This is a genomic window from Luteolibacter sp. LG18, assembly GCF_036322585.1.
Lineage (GTDB): Bacteria > Verrucomicrobiota > Verrucomicrobiia > Verrucomicrobiales > Akkermansiaceae > Luteolibacter.
Window position 1 is genome coordinate 4,706,795 of the sequence record NZ_AP024600.1, and the last position, 22,690, is coordinate 4,729,484.

Annotated in this window: 20 protein-coding genes and 2 tRNA genes; 12 read left to right on the top strand and 10 right to left on the bottom strand. The window is 63.8% G+C overall.

All coding sequences use genetic code 11. The features are described from left to right. The first annotated feature begins 70 nt into the window (after window positions 1-70). The 3 genes from nagB (at window position 71) to llg_RS18645 (ending at window position 2,979) form a co-directional block, all read left to right on the top strand. Window positions 71-760, top strand: coding sequence for a glucosamine-6-phosphate deaminase (nagB, locus tag llg_RS18635; protein WP_338286392.1), 690 nt, complete (start codon window positions 71-73; stop codon window positions 758-760). Between the two features lie 123 nt (window positions 761-883). Further along, window positions 884-2,272: a hypothetical protein gene (locus llg_RS18640; RefSeq protein WP_338286393.1), complete on the top strand. Its 1,389-nt coding sequence runs from the start codon at window positions 884-886 to the stop codon at window positions 2,270-2,272. Further along, on the top strand, window positions 2,269-2,979 hold the full coding sequence (locus tag llg_RS18645; RefSeq protein ID WP_338286394.1) for an N-acetylmuramoyl-L-alanine amidase: 711 nt from the start codon (window positions 2,269-2,271) through the stop codon (window positions 2,977-2,979). The genes llg_RS18640 and llg_RS18645 overlap by 4 nt, the downstream gene beginning before the upstream one ends. A 3-nt stretch (window positions 2,980-2,982) precedes the next feature. Here llg_RS18645 and can read toward each other — a convergent pair whose 3' ends face one another. Next, window positions 2,983-3,588, bottom strand: a complete 606-nt coding sequence (gene can, locus llg_RS18650) for a carbonate dehydratase (protein WP_338286397.1) — start codon at window positions 3,586-3,588, stop codon at window positions 2,983-2,985. Between the two features lie 70 nt (window positions 3,589-3,658). Here can and llg_RS18655 point away from each other — a divergent pair, with 70 nt between their 5' ends. Both llg_RS18655 and llg_RS18660 read left to right on the top strand, forming a co-directional pair. Further along, window positions 3,659-4,363, top strand: a complete 705-nt coding sequence (locus tag llg_RS18655; protein ID WP_338286399.1) for a hypothetical protein — start codon at window positions 3,659-3,661, stop codon at window positions 4,361-4,363. Between the two features lie 4 nt (window positions 4,364-4,367). Further along, window positions 4,368-5,711, top strand: coding sequence for a replication-associated recombination protein A (locus llg_RS18660; RefSeq protein WP_338286401.1), 1,344 nt, complete (start codon window positions 4,368-4,370; stop codon window positions 5,709-5,711). Window positions 5,712-5,836: 125 nt separating this feature from the next. On the opposite strand, the gene llg_RS18665 is transcribed toward llg_RS18660, so the two are convergent. Next, complete coding sequence (locus llg_RS18665; protein WP_338286403.1) at window positions 5,837-6,139, bottom strand: metalloregulator ArsR/SmtB family transcription factor; 303 nt, start codon at window positions 6,137-6,139, stop codon at window positions 5,837-5,839. Window positions 6,140-6,242: 103 nt separating this feature from the next. Here llg_RS18665 and llg_RS18670 point away from each other — a divergent pair, with 103 nt between their 5' ends. From llg_RS18670 to llg_RS18680, 3 genes are all read left to right on the top strand, one after another. After that, window positions 6,243-7,319, top strand: a complete 1,077-nt coding sequence (locus llg_RS18670; protein ID WP_338286405.1) for an alkene reductase — start codon at window positions 6,243-6,245, stop codon at window positions 7,317-7,319. Between the two features lie 20 nt (window positions 7,320-7,339). Continuing rightward, window positions 7,340-8,329, top strand: a complete 990-nt coding sequence (locus llg_RS18675) for an LLM class flavin-dependent oxidoreductase (protein WP_338286406.1) — start codon at window positions 7,340-7,342, stop codon at window positions 8,327-8,329. Window positions 8,330-8,485: 156 nt separating this feature from the next. Further along, window positions 8,486-9,520 carry a hypothetical protein gene (locus tag llg_RS18680; protein ID WP_338286407.1) on the top strand — a complete coding sequence of 345 codons (1,035 nt, stop codon included), beginning with the start codon at window positions 8,486-8,488 and terminating at the stop codon, window positions 9,518-9,520. Window positions 9,521-9,569: 49 nt separating this feature from the next. Here the strand turns inward: llg_RS18680 and llg_RS18685 are convergent. Continuing rightward, a tRNA-Ile gene (locus tag llg_RS18685) sits at window positions 9,570-9,642 on the bottom strand. 144 nt (window positions 9,643-9,786) lie between these two features. On the opposite strand from llg_RS18685, the gene lat reads away from it, so the two are divergent. From lat to llg_RS18700, 3 genes are read left to right on the top strand one after another with little or no spacing between them, the layout of a single operon-like run. Continuing rightward, window positions 9,787-11,112: an L-lysine 6-transaminase gene (gene lat, locus llg_RS18690; protein ID WP_338286408.1), complete on the top strand. Its 1,326-nt coding sequence runs from the start codon at window positions 9,787-9,789 to the stop codon at window positions 11,110-11,112. A gap of 14 nt (window positions 11,113-11,126) precedes the next feature. Beyond that, entirely contained in the window at window positions 11,127-12,647 is a 1,521-nt protein-coding gene (locus tag llg_RS18695; RefSeq protein ID WP_338286410.1) for an aldehyde dehydrogenase family protein, read from the top strand. Further along, entirely contained in the window at window positions 12,644-13,996 is a 1,353-nt protein-coding gene (locus llg_RS18700; RefSeq protein WP_338286412.1) for a hypothetical protein, read from the top strand. Before llg_RS18695 ends, llg_RS18700 begins: the two co-directional genes overlap by 4 nt. Here llg_RS18700 and llg_RS18705 read toward each other — a convergent pair whose 3' ends face one another. The 4 genes from llg_RS18705 to llg_RS18720 all read right to left on the bottom strand — a co-directional run bounded on the left by llg_RS18705 (window position 13,997) and on the right by llg_RS18720 (window position 17,963). Then, window positions 13,997-15,565: a PLP-dependent transferase gene (locus tag llg_RS18705; RefSeq protein WP_338286414.1), complete on the bottom strand. Its 1,569-nt coding sequence runs from the start codon at window positions 15,563-15,565 to the stop codon at window positions 13,997-13,999. 351 nt (window positions 15,566-15,916) lie between these two features. Then, entirely contained in the window at window positions 15,917-16,306 is a 390-nt protein-coding gene (locus llg_RS18710) for a hypothetical protein (protein WP_338286415.1), read from the bottom strand. A 114-nt stretch (window positions 16,307-16,420) separates the two neighbouring features. Continuing rightward, a tRNA-Val gene (locus llg_RS18715) sits at window positions 16,421-16,495 on the bottom strand. Between the two features lie 67 nt (window positions 16,496-16,562). Beyond that, complete coding sequence (locus llg_RS18720; protein WP_338286416.1) at window positions 16,563-17,963, bottom strand: MBL fold metallo-hydrolase; 1,401 nt, start codon at window positions 17,961-17,963, stop codon at window positions 16,563-16,565. Between the two features lie 282 nt (window positions 17,964-18,245). Between llg_RS18720 and llg_RS18725 the strand changes: the two genes are divergently transcribed. Then, window positions 18,246-18,680, top strand: a complete 435-nt coding sequence (locus llg_RS18725) for a hypothetical protein (RefSeq protein ID WP_338286418.1) — start codon at window positions 18,246-18,248, stop codon at window positions 18,678-18,680. Window positions 18,681-18,783: 103 nt separating this feature from the next. Here the strand turns inward: llg_RS18725 and llg_RS18730 are convergent, their stop codons facing one another. The 3 genes from llg_RS18730 to llg_RS18740 are packed head-to-tail and all read right to left on the bottom strand — an operon-like array spanning window position 18,784 to window position 22,675. Continuing rightward, window positions 18,784-21,384: a secretin N-terminal domain-containing protein gene (locus tag llg_RS18730; protein ID WP_338286419.1), complete on the bottom strand. Its 2,601-nt coding sequence runs from the start codon at window positions 21,382-21,384 to the stop codon at window positions 18,784-18,786. A gap of 39 nt (window positions 21,385-21,423) precedes the next feature. After that, window positions 21,424-22,137, bottom strand: a complete 714-nt coding sequence (locus llg_RS18735) for a hypothetical protein (RefSeq protein WP_338286421.1) — start codon at window positions 22,135-22,137, stop codon at window positions 21,424-21,426. Window positions 22,138-22,141: 4 nt separating this feature from the next. Next, window positions 22,142-22,675 (bottom strand): hypothetical protein, encoded by a 534-nt coding sequence (locus llg_RS18740; RefSeq protein ID WP_338286423.1) that lies wholly within the window; start codon window positions 22,673-22,675, stop codon window positions 22,142-22,144. Between the last annotated feature and the right edge of the window lie 15 nt (window positions 22,676-22,690).

Sequence of the window (22,690 nt, forward strand, 5' to 3'; positions counted from 1 at the left end):
TTCTGTGAATTCTGTTTCTTTTAGGGTATTTGATTCGTCTGAAGATGCGGTGAGAGAACTGGCTGCCGAAGTGGCCGATCTCATCCGCAGCCGGGCCGCGGAAGGCCGCGCCGCCGTTCTGGGCCTGGCCACTGGCAACACGCCGCTGCCGTTTTACCGCGAGCTGATCCGCCTGCACCAGCAGGAGGGCCTGTCCTTCGCGAACGTGATCACCTTCAACCTCGACGAGTATCTCGGCCTCGAGCGTGATCACCCGGAAAGCTACTGGACCTTCATGCACCGGAACCTGTTCGACCACCTCGACATCCTGCCGGACAACGTGAACCTGCCCTCCGGCACCGTGGCCTCCGCTGAAGTGGACGCCCACTGCGCCGCCTACGAGGAAGCCATCCGCGACGCCGGTGGCCTCGATTTCCAGCTCCTCGGCATCGGCCGCACCGGCCACATCGGGTTCAATGAGCCGGGCTCCGAGAAGGACTCCGTGACCCGCCGCGTGCACCTCGATCCGGTCACCCGCGCGGACGCCGCCCCGGCCTTCGGCGGTCTGGACAACGTCCCGACCCACGCCATCACCATGGGCTGCTCCACCATTCTCTCCGCCAAGCGGATCGCGCTGCTGGCCTGGGGCGACAAGAAGGCGTCCATCGTGAAGGAAGCGATCGAGGGCCCGATTACCGACCAGATCAGCGCCTCGTTCCTCCAGGAGCACGGCAACACGACCTATTTCCTCGATCGCGGCGCGGCGTCCCAGCTCGCCTGATCGATCCCCGGTTTCCCAGCCCGCGGCCCGCCGGATCGGTGGCCCGCGGGCTTTTTTCTTCATCGGAAATTCATCGTTTTGAGATTCGCCTCACGTCCGGCTTCGCGTAGTTTGCCCCTCGATATGGCCACCTCCTCGGATGCGAACCAAACGCACTGGCTCGACCTCGCCGGAAAAACCTCCCGGCGCGTCAATCTCGGCTGGTGGATGGACCGCCTCGCCGCCCCGCTGGTGATCCTCTCGATCGCCGGAGCCTGCGTGCTGCTGCTGGTGCGCCGCGAGCACCCGCAGACGCCCGTGTGGTGGCTGGCCGCCGGGATCGCCGGATCGCTGCTGCTGATCGGTCTGGTCGCATGGCTGGTCGCCCGCCGCGGCTTCGAATCGCGGGACCAATCGCTGGTCCGCCTGGAGGCCACGATGCGCCTCCGCAATGCGCTTTCCGCCGCCCAGGCTGGGGTCGCCCCGTGGCCGAACCCGCCGACGCACGTCGATGCGGGCATCCAGTGGAACTGGCCGCGGTTACTCGTGCCCGTTCTCGGCACCTTGCTCCTGCTCGCGGCTGGACTGCTGATCCCGGTTTCGAAACCGGAGGGTGCCAAACATGCCACCGACGAACCGCAAGCCTGGAGCAAGATCGAGTCCGACCTCAACAAGCTGGCCGATGAAAAGGTGGTCGATGAGACCTACCTCGAGGACATGCGGAAGCGGGTCGAGGAACTGCGCGCACAGAAGGAAGAGGATTGGTTCAGCCATTCCTCGCTGGAAGCCACCGACTCGCTCAAGAAGTCCCACCAGTCGGAAATCTCCCGCGTCGAACGCGAACTCGGCCGCGCCCAGAAGGCCATGGAGAATCTCCAGAAGACCGCCGGGGCCAATCCCGCCGAGCAGGCGAAGCTCGCCAACGAGTTCGACCAGGCGCTCCAGGGCCTCAAGAACGGCGCGATGAAGCCGAATCCCGAGCTTCTCAAGCAGCTCCAGAACTTCGACCCGAAGAACCTCGGCGCGTTGACTCCGGAGCAGATGGACCAGTTGAAGGAAAACCTCCAGAAGGCGGGCGAAGGCATGAAGGGGATGGACGGCCAGGGCGGCGAAGGTCAAGGCCAGGGCGACGATTGGGCCGAGCAGTTGCTGGGCGACGACAAGGGCGAAGAAGGCCAGAACGGCAATGGTCAAGGCAACGGCCCCGGCGATCCCCAGGACGGTGAAGGCCCGGGCCAAGGCGGTGTGAACCGCGGCCCCGGCCACGATCCCTCGCTCTTCGGCAAGGAACGCGACAAGCTCAAGACCGGTGACCTCACCGGCATCGATGCCAAGGATCTGTCCCGTGCCACGCCGGGCGACCTGCTGCAACTCCAGGACGGCGAGCACGACGTGGACAAGTCCGCCAGCAAGTCCTCCGCCGGGGGCGAGGCCGGCTCGACCGGTGTCGGTGGCGACCGCGTGTGGAAGGAATCGCTCGATCCCTCCGAGCAGCGCGCGATGAAGAACTTCTTCAACGACGGCAAGAAATGAAGCGGCTCCTGCTGCTGGCCGCCCTCGCCTGCTCCACGGCGTTCGCGGGCGAGAAAATCATCGTCATCGATCCCGGCCACGGCGGACCCGCGGACTCCGGATCTCAGAAGGAGCGCACGCTTTCCTCCAGCAACAACGCGACTTCACCGGGAAAGCTGCTCGAAAAGAACCTCACGCTGGAGCTGTCCCTCGAGGTCGCGAAACAGCTCGCGGCACACCATTCCGGTCTGAAGCCGGTGCTCACCCGCACCCAGGACGAGAACCCGGATTTCGCGAAACGCGCCGCTTTCTGCGCCGCCGCCAAGCCGGTTGCGATCTTCAGCATTCACTTCAACGCCTCCGACAACCATGCCGGACTCGGAACCACCGCGGTGGTCGCGGCAAAGGGCGGCAATCCGAACTACAGTGATGACGAGGCCTTCGCCAAGGGACTGATCGCCGCCGCTCACCGCGTGGTGGTGAAGTTTGTGCCGAATTCCACGGCGCTGGCCGTGATCCCGGACAGCCACCTCCACGGCGGCGCGGGATCGAATTTCTTCCACCAGCTCGCGAAATATCCCGAGCTGCGGGCGGTGCCGAAGTGCTTCCTGGAGGTCGAGTTCATCGACCGCAAGGACGTGGAAACGGAGCTGCTCGCGAAGCGCGGCGAGGCCTTTCCTCAGATCGCCAGGGCGATCGCGGATTACCTCGCCACGCGGTTCGAATGAACCTCAGACGTCGATTTTCGCCGAGATCGGATCGGCCAGGCGGCTGATCAAGCCGGTGTCGAGGCGGTAGATCCAGCTATGGATCTTGATCTCCTGGCCACGTTCCCAGGCATCCTCAAGAATGGTGGTGCGGGCCACGTGCTTGGCCTGGATCAGGACGTTGAGCTCGCAAAGGCGGTCGACGGCCTGTTCGTGCGGCATGGCGTCGAGTTCCTCGCGGTTGAGGCGGGCGATCAGGCGGATCCCAGCGAGCCAGTTGTCGATCATGCCGTGGCGGTAGTTTTCCAGCGCGGCGCGGACACCGCCGCAGCCGTAGTGGCCGCAGACAATGATGTGCTTCACCTTGAGGACGTCGACGGCGTACTGCATCACCGCGAGAACGTTGAAGTCGGTTTCCGCCACCACGTTGGCGACGTTGCGGTGCACGAACACCTCGCCGGGGGCGAGGCCGGTGATCTGGTTGGCAGGCACACGGCTGTCCGAGCAGCCGATCCACAGGTATTCCGGACTCTGCTGGGACGCGAGGCGCTTGAAGAATTCCGGGTCGGCGGACACCTGGGCATCGGCCCAGGCACGGTTGTTGTCGAGGAGTGACTGAAGGTCAGGCATGCAAGAAAAGGGGTGGGGCGCGCCCCCATTTCGGGATTCCAAGCCGGGCTGGCAAGGTGCAAGTTGGGGCATGTTCCGCACGCTGTTGATTCTCGCCCTCTCGGCCACCGCCGTTTTCGGCGCGCCGAAGCGCGTGGCGGTGTTCGTCGCCCTCTGTGACAACGCCAGCCAAGGCATCCAGCCAGTGGCCGCCAAAATCGGCGATGGCAACAAACCGGACGACAACCTCTACTGGGGATGCAGCGAAAGCCTGCCCTCCTGCCTGAAGGCCAGCGGCGCGTGGAAGCGGGTGAAAAAGGAAGCTCCGGACGACCCCCGGATTCTCGAACGGCGGGTGTTCACCGACGCCGCGGGCACCATGACGGTCACGGTCGAGGGTTGGCGAGGCTCCGAGATCGGGGCCTGCCTGACAGCGTTTGAAACCGCGCTGGTTTCCGGCGAGCACGACCTGTGCGCCTTCATCGGTCACAACGTCCTGATGGACAAGGAAATCGCCCCGCCCGCGAAATCCGCCGCGAAGCCGGTGGACGCCGTCGTCCTGTGCTGCCGGAGCGAACCGTATTTCAAAAAACGCCTGACCGACCTCGGCGCGAAACCGGTGTTGCTCACCACCCAGTTGATGTATCCTGGAGGGTTCCTGCTCCGGGATAGCCTGCCACTGTGGGCGAAGGGCAAATCCCCCGCCGACCTGCGCGCGGCCGCCGCCGGTGCCTACGCCCGCAACCAACAGATCTCCGTCAAAGCCGCCCTAGGCGTGTTTTCCGTGCTTCCCTGATCCCGTGTCCGATCTTTTCACCACACCCGCTGCCGCCGCCGACAAGCCCAATCCCGGCGAACCCCTCGCCTCCCGGATGCGGCCCCGCACGCTGGCCGAGATCGCGGGGCAGCAGCACATCCTCGCCGAGGGAAAATTGCTGCGGCGCGCGATCGAATCGGACCGCTTCACCTCGCTGATCTTCTACGGGCCGCCGGGCACCGGGAAAACCACGCTCGCCCACGTCATCGCCCGCAGCACCGGCTCGCGTTTCGAGGCGCTGAACGGCGTCGAGTCGAACGTCGCCGAGATCCGCGCGAAGATCGAGCAGGCCCGCACCTGGCGCGACCTGCGCGGGGAAACGACGATCCTGTTCATCGACGAGATCCACCGTTTCAACAAGGCGCAGCAGGACGTGCTGCTGCCGCACATCGAGCGTGGCACGGTGCGCTTCATCGGTGCCACCACCCACAATCCCTACTTCTACGTCAATTCGCCGCTGGTCTCCCGCTCACAGGTGTTCCAGCTCGAATCCGTGTCCACCGCCGAGGTGGTGACCGTGCTGGAACGGGCTATCAGCGACGAGGAACGCGGCTTCGGCGGACAGAACATCGTCGCCGCCCCGGAAGCGCTGCGGCATTTGTCCGAGAAGTCCGACGGCGACGTCCGCAAGGCACTCACCGCGCTGGAACTCGCCGCACTCACCACTCCGCCCGACGAGGACGGAGTCATCCGCATCACCCTCGCGGTGGCCGAGGAATCGATCCAGAAAAAGGCGATCGTCTATGACGCGGACGGCGATGCCCACTACGACACCGCCTCCGCGTTCATCAAATCGATCCGCGGTTCCGATCCCGATGCCGCGCTCTACTGGCTGGCCAAGATGCTGCACGCCGGCGAGGACCCGCGTTTCATCGCCCGCCGGCTGGTGATCTCCGCCAGCGAGGACATCGGCCTCGCCGATTCCGGGGCCCTGCGGGTGGCCGTGGATGCCCTTCAGGCGTTTGAATTCGTCGGCATGCCTGAGGGCCGCATCCCCCTCGCCCACGCCACCGTCTATCTCGCCACCGCGCCGAAGTCGAACCGCGCCTACGAGGCCCTGGGCAAGGCGATGGCCGATGTCGAGCAGGGCCGCACGCTCGCCGTGCCGCCGCACCTGCGGACGAAGACACGGAAGAAGCTCGCCTCCGCCTCCGGGGAATCCGATGAGGCGTTGAAGTACCTCTACTCCCACGATTACCAGGGAGCCTACATCCCGCAGGCCTACCTGCCCGAGGGCCGCACCTACTACACCCCCGGCGAAGAGGGCCTGGAGAAGCGCATCAAGGAACGCCTCGACCACTGGCGCCAACTACGGGACAAGCAGTAGCACAAGTTTTCAACTTGTGAGCGGGGACGGATCGATGCTCCGAAGACCGCCAAACGATCCGTCGGGACCGCTTGGGAGCGATCCAGGAAACGGACTTGGCACACCCACAAGCAGGAATGCTCGTGCTACCTCTCGTGCTTCAGCACCAGGTCCAGCAATCCCGGGAAGCGTTCCTCGAACTCGTCCTTCCGCACCGAGCTCATGCAGCGGGTGCCTTCCACCCGCGTCGCCACCAGCCCGGCGTCCCGCAGGATCGCGAAGTGGTGCGAGCGCGTCGCCTTGGAAATATCGAGCGGCACGCCGTTGCAGGCCAGCTCGCCGCCACCCAGCAGAGTCCGCACGATGGCGATGCGGCACGGATCGGAGAGCGCTTGCATCACCGTCGGCAGCGTCACTTCGTCGAGTGGCGGATGGCTGTATTCCTTCATGGGACGCGGGAAGCTAGCACCGATCTAAAGTTCGACAATGATCGAATTATCGTTTGACGGACGAAAAATCCGGGGCAATTAGTTCGACGAAAGCCGAACAATCATGACCGCTCGCACCGAATCCGCCTCCGAATTGCTCAGCCCGGTCCGCATCGGGGCCTGGGACCTCGCCAACCGTCTCGTCATGGCCCCCCTCACCCGCTGCCGCGCCAGCGAGGGACGGGTGCCGAACGCGATGATGGCCGAATACTACCGCCAGCGCGCCTCCGCCGGCCTGATCCTCACCGAGGCCACCTCGATCAATCCCCTCGGCGTCGGCTACCCGGACACGCCCGGCATTTGGTCGCAGGAGCAGGTCGAAGGCTGGAAGCTCGTCACCGACGCCGTCCATGAGGCGGGTGGAAAGATCATCCTCCAGCTCTGGCACGTCGGCCGCATTTCCGATCCCGTTTACCTGGACGGCGAACTCCCGGTGGCCCCGAGCGCGATCGCGCCGTCCGGCCACGTCAGCTTGATCCGTCCGATGAAGCCCTTCGTCACGCCGCGAGCGCTAACGATCGAGGAAATCCACGGCATCATCGGCGACTACCGCCGCGCCGCGGAAAACGCCAAGGCCGCCGGTTTCGATGGCGTGGAAATCCACGGCGCGAACGGCTACCTGCCCGATCAGTTCCTCCAGAGCGGCACCAACCACCGCACCGATGAATACGGTGGCTCGGTCGAAAACCGCGCCCGTTTCATGCTGGAGGCCGTCGATGCGGCGATCTCGGTGTGGGGAGCCGACCGCGTGGGCCTCCACCTCGCGCCGCAGGGCGATTCCCACGACATGCACGACGAGGATCCCGCCGCCACCTTCGGCTACGTCGCCCGCGAGGCGTCGAAGCGCGGGCTGGCCTTCCTCTTCATCCGCGAAGGCCTCGATGTCGCCAAGCCCGTCGGCCCCGTGATCCGCGAGGCCTTCACCGGCACCTACATCGCGAACCAGCAGCTCACCCGCGAATCCGCGGAAGAAGCCCTCTCCAGCGGCCTCGCCGATGCCGTCTCCTTCGGCCGCGAGTTCATCGCCAATCCCGACCTGCCGCGCCGCTTCGCCCTCGGAGCGCCGCTCAATGAGCAGCACCCGGAAACGTTCTACGCTCCCGGCCCGCAGGGCTACACCGACTACCCGGCCCTCGCCTGATCCCGCGATCCCCGCGCTCCATGAAACGCCTCGCCGACATTCCCCTGTCCGTGCTCGACCTCGCCCCGATCTGCGAGGACGGAACGATCGCGGACAGCTTCCGGAACTCGCTCGACCTGGCACAGCACGTGGAGCGCTGGGGCTACAAGCGCTTCTGGCTCGCCGAGCACCACGGCATCCCTGGCGTGGCCAGCGCCGCCACTTCCGTGCTCATCGGCCACGTCGCGCAGGGCACCACCACGCTGCGGATCGGTTCCGGCGGCATCATGCTGCCGAACCACCCGCCGCTGGTCATTGCCGAGCAATTCGGCACTCTCGAAACGCTCTACCCCGGCCGCATCGATCTCGGCCTGGGCCGAGCCCCCGGATCGGACCGCGCCACCGCCCATGCGCTCGGCCGCGATCCCACCACCGCCGACTCCTTCCCGGAGCACGTCCACGAACTCCGCACCCTGCTCGGCGATTCCACGTCCGACCACAAGGTGAAAGCCATCCCCGGTACCGGCACCCACGTGCCGATCTGGTTGCTCGGATCCAGCACCTTCAGTGCCCAGCTCGCCGCGGCGATGGGCCTACCCTTCGCCTTTGCCGCCCATTTCGCCCCGCGCCAGATGCAGGAGGCCCTGCACCTCTACCGCACCTATTTCCAACCCTCAAAGGATCTCGCGCAACCCTATGCCATGGTCGGCCTACCGGTGATCGCCGCGGACACCGATGCAGAGGCCGAACGTCTCGCCACCTCGGCCCTCCAAAGCGTGCTCGGCCTCATCCGCCACAAGCCCGTCCGTGTCCAGCCGCCAGTCGACCGCATGGACGGCCTCTGGGACGCATCCGAGAAAGCCGCCGTCGCCTCATTCTTCGGCGCTGCCATCATCGGTGGCCCGGAAACCGTGAAGCAAAAGCTGGAGGAAACCCTGGCCGCCACCCAAGCGGACGAGTTCATCCTGAACTCCCAATTCTACCACCACACCGACCGCCTGCGGTCGTATGAGATCGTGAGCCAGCTCTAACATTACTGCCCGAATAAGCATTGGGCCAACGGTTGCCTGATAACCCCAGGGCGATTTCGTGAATGCATCCGGGAGCCGCAGCCGAAAAAAGAGACGGGGCCGTAGAGAGCCTTGCATCCATCGGAGCAATCAAAGAAATCTTGCCGAATTCAAAATATGATATCGGTTGGAATCCAAGATGCCAATGAGCTGGTCCTGCTTCTGAAGCAAATCCAGTATGCTTGGTGCGCATTCGGGAAGGGGCACTCTTTCGTCGAGAACGATCAGGACAGGGAGTTCAATTGGAAATGCGGACTGAAGGACCTTCAGAAAAAGGTAGGCAGCCGGGATTTTAGCCCCATCCCCTACTTCTGTTTCTTCGAGGGCCGGTTTGATATCGAGGGAATGGGTGAATCGATAGCGCTTCTGGATTTGCATCGTTGGCTCGACCTCTACTACGGAGGCAAGCTCGACCACTACAATTTCAATATGAGCTTGGCATTTGGCCAGGATGGCAACGATGCATCACATGCCGGGATCTGGTTCAGGGGGGCGAAGCATTCCGGACGAAACAATTGGCTGGAATCCCACGTTGGAGCAACGGCTACGTCCGATGCTTCGGCTTCTATTGTCGAAGCTGTCAAAGCGCTTGGTTATGATAAAGAGCTAGAGACTTACCTCGCTCAGAATCGTCGCGCCGCCCTCTTCTTCATAGCGTCGGGGGTGCCCAACGCTGCATTGTTACGCCCCACGCAGGAGCAAAAAGTAAGAGATGCTTTGGAGTTAATTGGGGAGGGCGCGAGAAATTCGGATATAGCATCGTGTAGCGTCTCGCTTTCCGTGCACGGTGTGGGGCATTTCCTGAATATGGAACCATCGGGCGATTTGCTGGAATATGACGCTCAACAGAAAAAGCGTGCAACGTCCTTGGTCAGCTTGATTCTGAAAAACGATTTCAAACAGAAGTGGGATTTCTGGTTCAACACCGCCTCCGAGAAGGCGCTTACGGGCCCGCTTTGGAACAGGAGGGGCTCTGTCTTTGAGAAGGTTGATACCAAGGCGGTGCTCGGACACCTCAAAGCCGGGAAAGCAAAGTACAAGGTGATTCTCAAATGGAAAAACTCCACCTACTACCTCGAGATCCAAGGCTTGGGCCTTGAGTCAAAGGAAGGCCAGATCATCGCCGGGTTTGGAATCGATTTCGAACCATGAACAATTCCCGATCCATTGAAATCATCCGGCCGGGTTTTCGACGAATGAATGGGCCCGGTGGGGTTCGAACCCACGACCAAAGGATTATGAGTCCCCTGCTCTCACCGCTGAGCTACAGGCCCGTCGCGGATCGGAATATCAGCCGGGTTTGAACTTGGCAATGCCCGGAACGCCTTCCTTGAGAAAGACCGCAACTCCAGCGGCGGAGAGAGGGTTCGGGCTACCCCGCCAGTTGCGAAAAGGACGATTTGCCGCTAGATTCCCGCATGATCGCGGTCCGGACGATGGCTCCGGCGGAGGCGCTTCGTGAGCTCGGAAAACACGTCCTCCAGGACGGTTTCGGCATCGTGCTCGATCTGGAGAAAAGCCACGGCTGCCACGCGGTGGACGCCGCGGGCGGTCGCACGTTGCTCGATCTCTACGGCGGCTTTGGGTCGATGCAGATCGGCTTCAACCATCCGCGCTTCGATGAACCGGAGGTGCGTGAATCCCTTCTGGAAGCCGCCCGCACGAAGGCCGCGAACTCGGACGTCGCCACCGAAGCCTTCGCGGAGTTCACCGCCACCTTCACCCGGATCGCCGGGCTGCCACCGCTGGACCGCTACTTCTTCATCGAGGGCGGCGCGCTGGCGGTGGAAAACACCCTCAAGGCAGCCATGGATTGGAAGGTGCGTCGGAACCTCGCCGCGGGCCGAGGTGAACGCGGCACCGGCATCGTCCACTTCGAGCGCGCCTTTCATGGCCGCAGCGGCTACACCCTCAGTCTGACCAACACCGATCCGGTGAAGACAGCCTACTACGCCAAGTTCCCCTGGCCACGACTGCCCTCCCCCGCCCTCGATTTCACCCTCTCCGCGCACGAACGCCTCATCGACGTCGCCGCCCGCGAGGAGGATACCATCGCGCAACTGCAACACCTCTTGGAAACACAGGGCGACGATCTCGCCGCCATCATCATCGAGCCGATCCAAGGCGAGGGCGGCGACCGTCATTTCCGCGGCGAGTGGCTGCGAACCCTCCGCCGGCTCTGCGATGAGCACGGCCTGCTGCTCATCTTCGACGAAGTCCAGTGCGGTGGCGGCACCACGGGCAAGATGTGGTGCTGCGAGCACTTCGGCGTGTTGCCGGACCTGCTCGCCTTCGGGAAGAAGGCCCAGGCCTGCGGGGTAATGGCTGGCCCTCGCCTCGACGAGGTCCCGGAAAACGTCTTCCGCCTGCCGGGCCGCATCAACTCGACCTGGGGCGGCAACCTCGTGGATATGGTCCGCGCCACCCATTCGCTGCGGATCGTGGAGGAGGAATCCCTTCTGGAAAACGCGAACCGCATCGGCCGCATGCTGGTGCGGGATCTGGAGGAGCTGGCCCAGCGCGAACCCCTCCTCAGCGCCGTGCGCGGACGCGGGCTGATGATCGCCTTCGACCTGCCCAACCGCGAGCTGCGCGATGCCTTCCACCGCGGGCTCTTCGAACTCGGCCTGCTCACACTGCGTTCCGGCGAACGCTCGATCCGTTTCCGCCCCGCGCTCGACCTCCCCGAGTCCGCCATCGACGAAGCCATCGGGCTGCTCTCCCACCAATGCCGGCGGATGTGAGTCCGCCCGAGATCATGCTCACCTTCCTCCATTCCCTCGGCATCGAAGGCCACCATGCCGGTGTGTTCGATGGCACGTGGCATGGCAGCGGACCGGAGGTGGCATCCGTCTCTCCCATCGATGGCCGCGTCATCGCTCGCATCCAGCAAGCCACCGCCGGGGATTGCAAGGAAGCCCTCGCCCGCGCCCAGGAGGCCTTCCAAGCCTGGCGCGAGGTGCCCGCCCCGGTCCGCGGCAAAACCGTCCGACGCATCGGCAACGCGCTGCGGGCTGCAAAGGAAGATCTCGCCCGCCTGATCACGCTGGAAACCGGCAAGATCCTCGCGGAAGCGGAGGGCGAAGTGCAGGAGATGATCGACATCTGCGACTTCGCGACCGGCCTTTCCCGGCAACTCCACGGCCTCACCATTGCCTCGGAACGCCCCGCCCATCGCCTCATGGAGCAATGGCATCCGCTCGGCCCCATCGGCGTGATCACCGCGTTCAATTTCCCCACCGCCGTCTGGTCGTGGAACGCCGCGCTGGCCGCCGTATGCGGCGATGCCGTGCTGTGGAAGCCGTCCCACCGGGCTCCGCTTTGCGCGATCGCCACCACACGGTTGGTCGAACGCGTCTGCAAAGGCACGGGCGCGAATCCCGCCATCTTCACCCTGCTCTGCGGCTCCGGGGACATCGCGGGCGATGCCATCGTGAAGGATCCGCGCGTGCCGCTCGTCTCCGCCACCGGCTCGTGCACGATGGGTCGCCGGATCGCCGCCACCGTCCACGCCCGGCTCGGTCGCACGCTTCTCGAACTCGGCGGCAACAATGCCGTGATCGTCACGCCTACCGCGGATCTCGATCTCGCCGTGCGCGCGATCTTCTTCGGCGCGATCGGCACCGCTGGCCAACGCTGCACCACCACCCGCCGCGTGATCGTCCACGAATCCATTGAAACCGCCCTCCGCGAACGCCTGCTGAAGGCTTACTCCTCTCTGCGCATCGGCAATCCCCTCGACCGCTCCACGGTGATGGGCCCGGTCATCCATCCGGATGCCGTGGCAGCGTTAATGCAGGCGAAACGCCGGATCATCGATGAAGGCGGAGAGATTCTCCACGGCGGCGAATCTCTTCCGCTGCTCGGTCCCTGCTATGTGTCCCCCTGCCTCGCCCGTTCCCACCCGGACATGCCGGTGGTGCGCGAGGAGGTCTTCGCTCCCCTGCTCCACCTCCTGTCCTATCGCGATTTCGAAGACGCCATCGCCTGCCAGAACGCGGTTCCCCAGGGATTGAGCTCTGCCATTTTCACCAACGACTTCCGCGAGGCCGAGCGTTTCCTGAGCGCCCGCGGCAGCGATTGCGGCATCGCCAATGTGAACGCCGGCACCAGCGGAGCGGAGATCGGCGGAGCCTTCGGTGGCGAGAAGGACACCGGTGGCGGTCGCGAAAGCGGCAGCGATGCCTGGAAAAACTACATGCGGCGCCAGACCAGCACCCTCAACCACGGAACCACCCTGCCGCTGGCACAGGGCATCCAGTTCGGAGATCCATCATGAATGCGGAACATCGTTTCGATTGGCCGGTCTGCGAGGAAGCGGAGGATTTCCTGCTTTCCCACCTCGGCGGCTTCCTCGCCCGGAACACCTTCGCGCGCACCTTGTCCGAACGCATGCGCGATGAAACCGGCACCCTCCTGATCGATTGGGTGGACCACCTGGTCATGGATGCCGGATGCGAAGGCGATCTCGAGCGGCTCGGTTTCCTCCTCGATCCCTCCGGGGAAACTCCCGATGGAGACCTCACCTGGCAACATCCCGAGGCGATGTTGCCGCGGGTGGTCCTCCGCCGTGGCTGCGGCCAAGCCGAGGAACTGGCCATCCATGTCGAATGCATCGTCGATTTCCTCGCCATCCACGGCATTCCCCACCCGATCGAAGGCGATCCGCTGGGACGCTATCGGCGGGCGCTCGTCTCGGATGAACACGAGGCCCGTTTCCATGTCACCGAGCGGCGGGGTTACCGCGGATTCATCCCCGACACCCGCGCAAACGCCTCCGAACTACTACACGCATCGGAGTTGTGGCGCACACGCCGCCGGAGCTACGAGGACGTGGCAGAAGGTTTCCACGACGCCCTCACCCTCCTCGACCGATTGATTGCCATGGTCGGCCGCGACCTGGCCTGCCACGTCGTGTTCGATGGCGAGCGGAAGTTCTGGCAATCCCGCAACCGCGCCGCCCGCGTCCAGAAAGCCCGCCAGGATTCACTCGGACTCGGCTGGGCAAACCACGACCATCACACCTTCCGCAGCTCCCGCGAGGGATTCATCCACCTCATGGCGGTGATGGAGAGACTGGGCTTCGAGCGCCGCGAGCGCTTCTACGCGGGCGAACAAGCTGGCTGGGGCGCGCAGATCATGGAGCAGCCGGTCGAGGGCATCGTGGTCTTCTGCGATGTCGACCTCACGCCGGAGGAAACACACATCGATTTCTCCCGCCAACCGCTCGCCCCGGCCGATTCCCTGCACACCGTGGGCCTGTGGATCGGCCTCCACGGAGAGAGTTTCCTCGACGCCGGCATGCACCATCTCGAGTGCCGTTTCGACTACGCCATGCTCCGCGAACAACTGGCCGGGGAAGGCGTGAACACCATGAAACCCTTCTCCGACTTCCCCTTCTTGAAACAGGCCTTCACCGAGGGCGAACACTGGCCGGTGGATCCCGGCCGCGCGCGGAAACTCCTCGATCTCGGCCTCATCGATGGCGAACGCTACCGCATCTTCCTCAACGAGGGCGCGATCGGCAGCCACCTGGAAAACCTCCAGCGCAAGGGAGGTTTCAAGGGCTTCAACCAGCAATCGGTGAGCGCCATCCTCGCCGCCACCGATCCGCGACTGGCGAGGTGATCAGGCGTGCGTGAGCGCTTCCTCGAACGCCGCGCGGATCGTTTCGAACGACTCGATGCCGGTCGAGACGCGCAGCAGGTTCGCGGGCACGCCGCAGTCCTCCGTCCACTCCAGCTCGTGGTAGTGCGCGAGCAGCGTGTAGGGGCAGGCCAGCGTGAAGATCGTGCCGAAGCTCGGGCCCTTGCACACCTTGAGGTTGTCGAAGACCTTCGGCGTGCGCTTCTGGTTCTTCAGCACGAAGGAGAGCAGGCCGCCGTAGCCGCCGCCCTTGGCCTTCACCGCGTCGTAGTTCGTCGTGTCGCCCAGCGAGGGGTGCCACACCGTTTCCACGGCGGGATGTGCGGCCAGCCAAGCGGCCAGTTCCGCACCGTTGGCATTCACCGTCGCCATGCGCTCCTCGTAGCCCTTCAGGTTCGAAAGCAGCACCTCGGCATCGCCGATGTAAAGCGGAGCGGTCTCCGTGGACTCGATGGCGAGGAACTCGCGGAACGCATTCGCATGTGGGGAATCCGGACGCACGGTGGCCGCACCGGCCATCACGTCGCCCATGCCGGAAAGCCACTTGGTGAGGCTGCCCGTCACCACATCGGCGAAACGCAGGCCCTGAATGTTCGCAGGCCCGCCCGCGGAATCATCGATGATGAAGGGAGTGCCACCCTCCGCGCAAGCGGCGGCGAGGCGGGCGAGGTCCGCGGTATGCAGCAGCGGGTTGCTCGGAGCCTCCGTGAAAACGCCCGCGAACTCACCTTGGCGGATGCGCTGCAGCGCCTCGTCGAACGACTCGCCGGTGGCATCGTTGAGATACACCACGCCGTTTCCGAAAAGCTCCTGGATCTTCAGGCAATCGACATACGGGAACTCCAGTTGCAGCGTCTTCTTGCCCTCCTTCACCCCCGGCAGCGCTCGCAGCACCGCAGTCACCGCGGCCATGCCGCTGGAGAAGATGAAGGCATCCTCCGGCTCCGCCCCCGCCAGCTTGGCGATGCGGCGCGCGATGAGATGGGACTTCGAGCCCTCGCGGAGATTGTTCTCCAGGAAATCCTGAGCTTGGCGGCTGCTCACCACCTCGCCGGAAAAGCGCCAGTAGAGGTCGGCATCCTGCTTCGCCTTCTGCGGCACCACCAGCGCCTGCAGGCCGCTGAGACTGGCGATGCGGATCGCGGTCTCGGCGCGGCGTTCCACCCAACGCTGGGCGCGCTGCACCGCCCCGCGGGTCGGCAACACCACCACGTGCTCGTCTTCCAGCGCGATCTCGGCCCTCGCCGCGGCGAAGAGACGCTCGACCTGCGGGTGCTTGAAAAAGCGTGGGTATCCGGCACGCATGCGGCGGGTCACCTTGTCGCGACCCTCCTCATAGCCGACGACCGCGTCCCACGTGGGCAGGCATACCGAGCAAGCATGCGCGGAGTCCGGCAACGGCACGCCCAGATCATCCTCGGTCCATGCCGGATCCGCCATCAGGTCGCGCGGCTCCCGGTCGTCATGGCTGGTCCCGGCGCGGTGCGCCAAGCGCACGCGTTCAGTCAGGGTCGAAACCGTGGTGGATACTTCTGAATCTCCGTCACTCATGCAGGGCCTTTGGTCGGTCTGGAATCCGTTGTTGGGATAAGCTGGAAAGGGCGCGTGGTGCGCGGCTCGGGAAGCGGCCCGACCGCTTGCCATCCGCTCGAATCACCTGGGGTTCTCGACCTGATGGTTTTGCCAATTCGGCGGTAGTGGATGGCGAAATCGTCAAGGAGGAGCACCGGGAATGGTTCCCCGATCGGCCTCCTCCGGTGAATCCACCCGGTGGAGGGTGGCCGACGCGCGGACTCTGACACGAGCCACCCCGGACGCAAGCCCCAATCCCTCCCGCCCCGGTGCGGAAATCCCCTAAATCGACTCTCCACGGCATTTGGGTATCCGGCTCGTCACGCATCTTCATTCCGGCGAGTTCCCCCACCCGGCCGGCCACCTGCGGAACCCCTTACCGCCCGACTTGGAAGGCAGTTCAAGGCCGCACTTCAAACCCTGTCCACGGGCGCACCGGGCCCGCAGCACCGCGATCAAACGCGGATCGGTGGCGCTCCCGTATGGCGCACCACAGGAACAGGAAGTGAAACCCTCGACCTTGCGTCGATAGCAAAGCGGGCACTCTTCAATCCGCCGGTCCCGCAGACGGTTGATCGCGGCAAGCGCCGACACCACCGCACGCCCGTCTCCAAACCACATCCACCCGCTGCGCCGGGCACCCAACGACTCCGAAAGATCCTTCCTGAGCCGTATGTCCATCCAGACGAGGACCACCAAATGGGCCAGCAAAATGAGCATGATCCAAAGATCACCCATAGCACCTTTCTATCATCCGGGACGGAGAGGAACCATTACAAACGCGGCTCCGTATTTGAAGAAACCCTTGAAATCAACCTGCCGGAAAGGGAGGGATGGTGCGCGGTGCAGGGTTCGAACCTGCGACCCCATCGGTGTGAACGATGTGCTCTACCACTGAGCTAACCGCGCTTGCGGGTCGGGCGGATGATTAGGGTCCCCGACCCGGATTGGCAACGCTTTTCGCAACATTCTTGTTTCAAAATTCCACCCACTCCCCGAGCCGCGCCACCTCTACACTCCCGGAGTGCTTGGCCGCCAAAGCCTCGCGCAGGGCCGCGGCGTGATCGGGCTCGCCATGTACCAGCCAGGTTTTTTTCTTCGGTCCGCCCGTGCGATCAAACCAATCGAGCAATTCCGAATGATCGGCGTGCCCGGAGAACGAATCGATGATCTCGATCCTCGCCCGCACCCGGTGCAGCTCACCGAAAATCGGCACCTCCTTCTCCCCGTCGCGGATGCGCCGTCCAAGCGTGTGGTCCGCGCAAAATCCCACGAACAGCACCGTCGTGCGCGGGTCCCCGATGTTGTTTTTCAGATGATGGAGAATGCGGCCCGCCTCGCACATGCCGGACGCGGCAATGATGATCGCCCGCCCCTCGATTCCGTTCAGCTCCATCGATCCCTTCACCGATCGGACCAGCGTCAGGTTCTCGAAACCGAACGGATTCTGCTTTTCGAACAAGGTCGCATAAACCTCGTCATTGAAACATTCCGGATGCAGCCGGTAGATCTCCGTGGCGCTCACCGCCAGCGGGCTGTCCACATAAACCGGCATGTCCGGGATCCTCCCGTCCGTGAACAGTTCGTGCAGCATGAAGAGAAGCTGCTGGGTGCGCTCCACCGCGAAGGCGGGGATCAGGATCTTTCCTCCCCGCGCCAGTGCCGCTTGGATGACTCCCGCCAAATGGTCGCCCGCTCCCGGCGGAGCCTCGTGCTCGCGACCGCCGTAGGTGCTCTCCATGAGCACGAAATCGACGTCCGGCACCGGCACCGGATCCCGCAGGATCTCATTCCCTCCCCGCCCCACGTCTCCGGAGAACAGGAACCGCTTCCGCTGGCCATCCGCCTCGTCGTCGATTTCCAGCAGCACCTGCGCGCTACCGAGGATGTGGCCGGCATCGATGAAGGTCACCGTCACCCCATCCGAAACCGGCAAGGGGCGATCGTAGCTCACCGTCACGAACTGCCGCAGGCACCGCTCCGCATCCTGCTGCGTGTAGAGGGGCTCCGCGGGTGCCAGCCCCTCACGCTTCCGATGCTTGTTCAGCCACTCGATGTCCCCCTCCTGGATGTGCGCGGAATCCGCCAGCATGATCTGGCACAGGTCGCGCGTGCCATCGGTGGCGTAGATGTTTCCGGTGAACCCCTTCCGGCACAGGTTCGGAAGGTTGCCCGAATGATCGATATGGGCGTGCGAAAGGATCACGCAATCGATCGACGCCGGATCGAAATACGGGAAGCAGCAGTTCACGTCGTAGGCGTGCTTCCGGCTGCCTTGGTACAAGCCGCAATCCAGAAGGATCCGCTTGCCATTGATTTCGAGAAGATGCTGGGAACCCGTGGTGGTGCCGGCCGCGCCGCAAAATCGGAGTTTCATCGGTTTGTTAGGATACGGTCATCCTTCCAAAAGGCGAACGATTTCGCCGCCCAACCCCTGCTGATGCCATGCTCGCAAACCGCCCATCAGCCGGGTCGCCCGGTTTCAGGAAGGCGATCTCGATGGGACGACCGCCCCGCAGAAGGAAATCCACGACTCCATGAAACGAAACCCGGAAAACACCATTCAGATAACAAATCGGCCAAATCAAAATAACAAAAAACCATTTGATGAACACATCATCCCGCGTAAATCCACCATGCTGACATCAGCAACTATATCATGAAAACAACTGCTATCGCCATTACCGCCCTACTTTCGCTTGCCGCCTCCGCATTCGCGGGTGTCGAGTCAATCTCCATCACCGGCGCCACCAGCGTCACAAGCTCGTTCGGCTCCACGGAATACGTTCAATTGGCCGGATTGGTGGTCAACGGCACCGGCTCCCCCTTCGTCGAACTGAGCTTCGACGGCGGCTCCACCTACGCATCGCCCTCCACCACCGCCTATCAGGGCCTATTCGCAGGCCCGTGTATCGTCCGGCTCCGTAGCACCAATGCGGCCGCTGGCACCAAGATGTATCTTCATCTCATCCGGGGCAGCAAATCGTCCTTCGCCGCCAATGACAGCCACCAGTCCACCCTTGATTCCAGAATGATGGCATCCTCGATCTACCGGACCTTCTCCGGAACTGCTGCGATCGTGGCCCGGAACTAACCGCACGCCGCCCCGTAGCCAATCACTGCTCCGAGCCCGACTAAAACAAAGACCCATGCCCGGAACACCGGACATGGGCCTTTGAAAGGAATCGGAGGAACGATCAGCGGCGGCCGAGGCGCGCGGGCTTCTTCGTTGCCTGGGCGTCGTAGTCCGCCGGGGCGTTGCTCTTCTTCGAAGCCGCCGGAGCGGGAGCCGCAGCCTTGTCGGACACCACCGGCACACCGTCCGGCGGAGCGATCGAGCCGGGGCCATCCCCGAAATTGCGGAGATCCGAAGCGATCTTGTAGCGGCGGTCCATGTCGTCCTGCACGGAGTCGAGCTGCTTGTCGGCGCGGACGATCGAGGGCTGCATGAAGATCAGCAACTCGGACTTCTCCTTGTCCTTGGTCGTGCTCGAGAAGAGTTTGCCGAGGCCCGGGATCTTGCTGAGGATCGGGATACCCGAAACGCTGTCGCGGTCGCGGGAGATGATCAGACCACCGAGCACCACCGTCTGGTTGTTCGGCACCGTCACCGTGGTGGTCATCTCGCGGGTGATGATCGTCGGCACGGTGAGGTCACCCACCGTCTGGTTCGCACCCACTTCATCGCTGATCAGCGCGATCTGGAGGGTGATCTCGTTCTCGGAGTTGATCAGCGGGATGACCTCCAGTTTCAGCACCACATCCTTGTACTCGATGTTGGTCTGCACGCCACCGGTGGTACCCGTGCTGCTGGCATTATTGTAGGTGTTGGTCGGAACGGCGATCTGCTGACCGGAGGAGATGACGCCCTTCTTGTTGTTCGCCGTGTAGATGCTCGGGCGGGAGAGCACGGTGAAGTTGCCGGTCGCCTGCAGGGCGCTGAGATAGAGGCTGTAGGAGCGACCGATCGTGCCGTAGATGTTCAGACCGTTGCTGGCCGGGAAATTGGCCGGCGTCAACAGGGCGGCCGGATTGATCGGCACCGACGGGGTGTCGGTGGTGGGGGTGCTGCCACCGGCGACACCGGTCTTCTTGTTGCCGAAGGTCTTCAGGAAATCGACACCGTAGTCGAGGTTGTCGTTCACGGTGAGCTGGCCGAAGACGGTCGAGATCATCACCTGGTCGGCCTTCACGTCGACCTGGTTGAGGAGCTTCTCGATGACTTCCACGCTGGCCGGCGGGCCCTGGACGATGATCGAGTTGGTGATGTTGTCCGCCACCAGCAGCGTGCGGCCGACGAGGATCGACTGCGGAGCCGTGGAAACGTTCGGATCGGAGAGGCCGGAGGAACCCAGCGAGCTGCCACCGCTGCCGGAGGAGCCCCCGAACCCACCGGAAGAACCGCTGCTGCCGAAGCCACCCGAAGAGCTGCTGGAACCCGTCGCGCTGGTGCGGCTGCCGGTGCTCCCGCTGGTGCGACCACCCGAGGCACCACCGGTCGTGCGGCCACCGCCGCCACCGCCGAAGTTGGCGCCGGTCGAGCCCGCACCGCCGCCGCCACCGCTGCCGGTGCCAGTGCCCGTGAAGGCGCGGTTCAGGGCATTGCCCGCCACTTCGAGGAAATCGTTCGCCGCGAGGAAACGCAGGCGGCGGCGCAGGAAGTTGCGGTCGTCCGTCTTGGTGTCAAACTCATGGATCAAGGACTCCACGAACTTCAGGTCCACCGGACGGCCCATCGCGAAGATGCGGTTGGTGCGGGGATCGGGAACGATCTGGACCGGAGTGTCCTCACCCGCGGCGGTGGCCGTATTGCCACGGTTGCCGCCCTGCTGTCCCGGGACGCCCTGCGGAATGTTGTTCTCCGCACGCTGGATGCCAGCGGTGCGCTGGGCCTGCTGCTGCGTGCTGAGCAGCTCGTTGAGCGTCTGCGCCAACTCGGTCACGTCGGCATACTGGACCTTGATGAACAGCTTGCCGGACTCACCGGAGGGCTTGTCGATCTCTTCCTTGAGCTGGATCAGCTTCCGGATGACGGAGGTGTTCTCCGTGATCACGAGGGCCGAGGCATTCGCCACCGCGGCAATCGAGCCGTAGGCACCGCCCACCTGGCCGATCACCTGGTTGAAGACCTGGAGCGCCTGCTCCGGCTTCAGGTAGCGGAAAGTCATCACATAGGAGATGACGAGGTCGGAATCCGGCAGCACGTCCTCATCGCTGTAGATCCCGGCCAATCCCTTCGGATTGTTCGCCGCGTTGCCGGCGAAAAGCAGGCGATCCACGCCTTCCTCGGCGGGCACGAACACGAAACCTTCCGTCAACGCCGACATCTTGAGAAGATCGGAGGCTTGCTTGTAGGTCAGCGGCTCCTTGACGCTCGCTTCCTGCACGAAGGAGAACTCGGCCTGCGCGGCTGCGGCGGAAACCACCACCCGGCGGCCGGTATACTTGTGATACAGGTCGGCGAGCTCATTGCCGGTGATCTTCTGCGCGTTGATCGTCTCGGTCACCTTGCGCTCGGCCAGCGGGCGGTCGTCCTGATTCGGCAGCACCTGCCCGGGCTGACCGGCCTGAGCGGCGGGACCACGGGGTGGACGGCCGCCTGGTGGAATGACTGGATTGCCCGGAATCGGATTGGCGGGTGCCGGTGCCGGCGTGGGATTGCCGGGATTGGCCGGGATGGCTGGAACAGCGGGAGGCAAGGGCGCCGCCGGGGCGGGCGCGGCCTCGTTGGCTTCCTGACCGAAGGCGCTGGAGAGCGCGATCAAGCCAACGGGGAGAATACGGCGAATGGCGTGCATGAGAAACGAAAAGCGTGCGGGATGAAAAACGGGATGAAATCAGCGGTTGCCACCTTGGCTCGGAATGACCCGGGGGCGTGGAGGACGGACGTTGTTGTTATTGTTGTTTCCGCCGTCCCGTCCACCTCCGTGGTTGTTGTTGAAGCCCGCGGTGTTCGCACCACCGGCATTGCCCCCGTTGCCTCCACCGGCATTGGGCATCGGATTGCCAGCGGCCACCGGAGAGGCCTGGCCCGGCACTGGAACCGCGACAGGCATGTTGGGATTCCCCGGGTTGCCGGGGTTGCCCGGATTTCCGGGATTGCCCGGCATGCCGTTCTGGCCGGGCTGCCCCTTGGCGGGCGCCGCGGTCTTGATCACCAGCAGCTTCTCATCGAAGGCAACCACCCCGGTCTTGGAACCAGTGGAAAGCATAACGGTCATGCTGCGTGGACCAGAATTGCCGGGCCGCACTTCCACCACCTTGTAGTCCGAAGGCTGGCCGGGGATGATCTTGATGCGCTCGTCCGGCTTCTTCTTGTTCTGAAGAACCACCATGTAGCCACCATCCACCGGCATCACCGCGCTCAGGGCGAGGTCGCCGAGGGGATTCTCTTCCGGGGGGCGAATCACTTCCGGCTTGGTCGTGAACGGGGATTGTTGCCACAGGCGGGAGTAGGTCGAATCAGGGACCTTCTTCACCACCTCGACGCCAAACGCGGCGGAGGAAGCGAAAATCGTCAGGATTGTCAGGAGAAATCGCGTCGTTTTCATGACTTCAGGTGGTGGGGCTTTGCGGGACGAACCACTGCTCGATCGTCAACTTGGCGTCGATCTTGGTGTCGTCCTCGTGGTTCGGCTGGAGATGGATGAAGGTGACGGCCCGGAACTCGCTGGGCACCTGGAGACGACCGATCCACTTGTAGAGGGCGTCCTCGTTGCCGGTCACCGAGAATTCCACCTTCGCGCGGTGGTAATTGACCGGGGAAACATCGGTCGGCAGCAGCTTTTGCGTTTTGATCGTCAGGCCGCGGGAAGTCGCTTCCCGCTCGACAAGCTGCTGGAGCGCGGTCTGGGCGTCCTGATCTTCCTGGGGCTTCGGTTCGTGCTCGGCGATCCAGTCCATCTGGTCCGCGACCTGATCCCGCTGGCTGAGGATCATTTTGGCCAGATCATACTCCTGCTGGGCTTTCAACTGCTCCCGCGCCACGTTCGTGCGGAGCTGGGAAAGCTTCATGAACAGGATCAAATTGAGCATGATGAATCCGCCGATGCCGAGCAACGTGAGCAGGCGTTTTTCATTGGAAGACATGGAGTAATGTAGCGG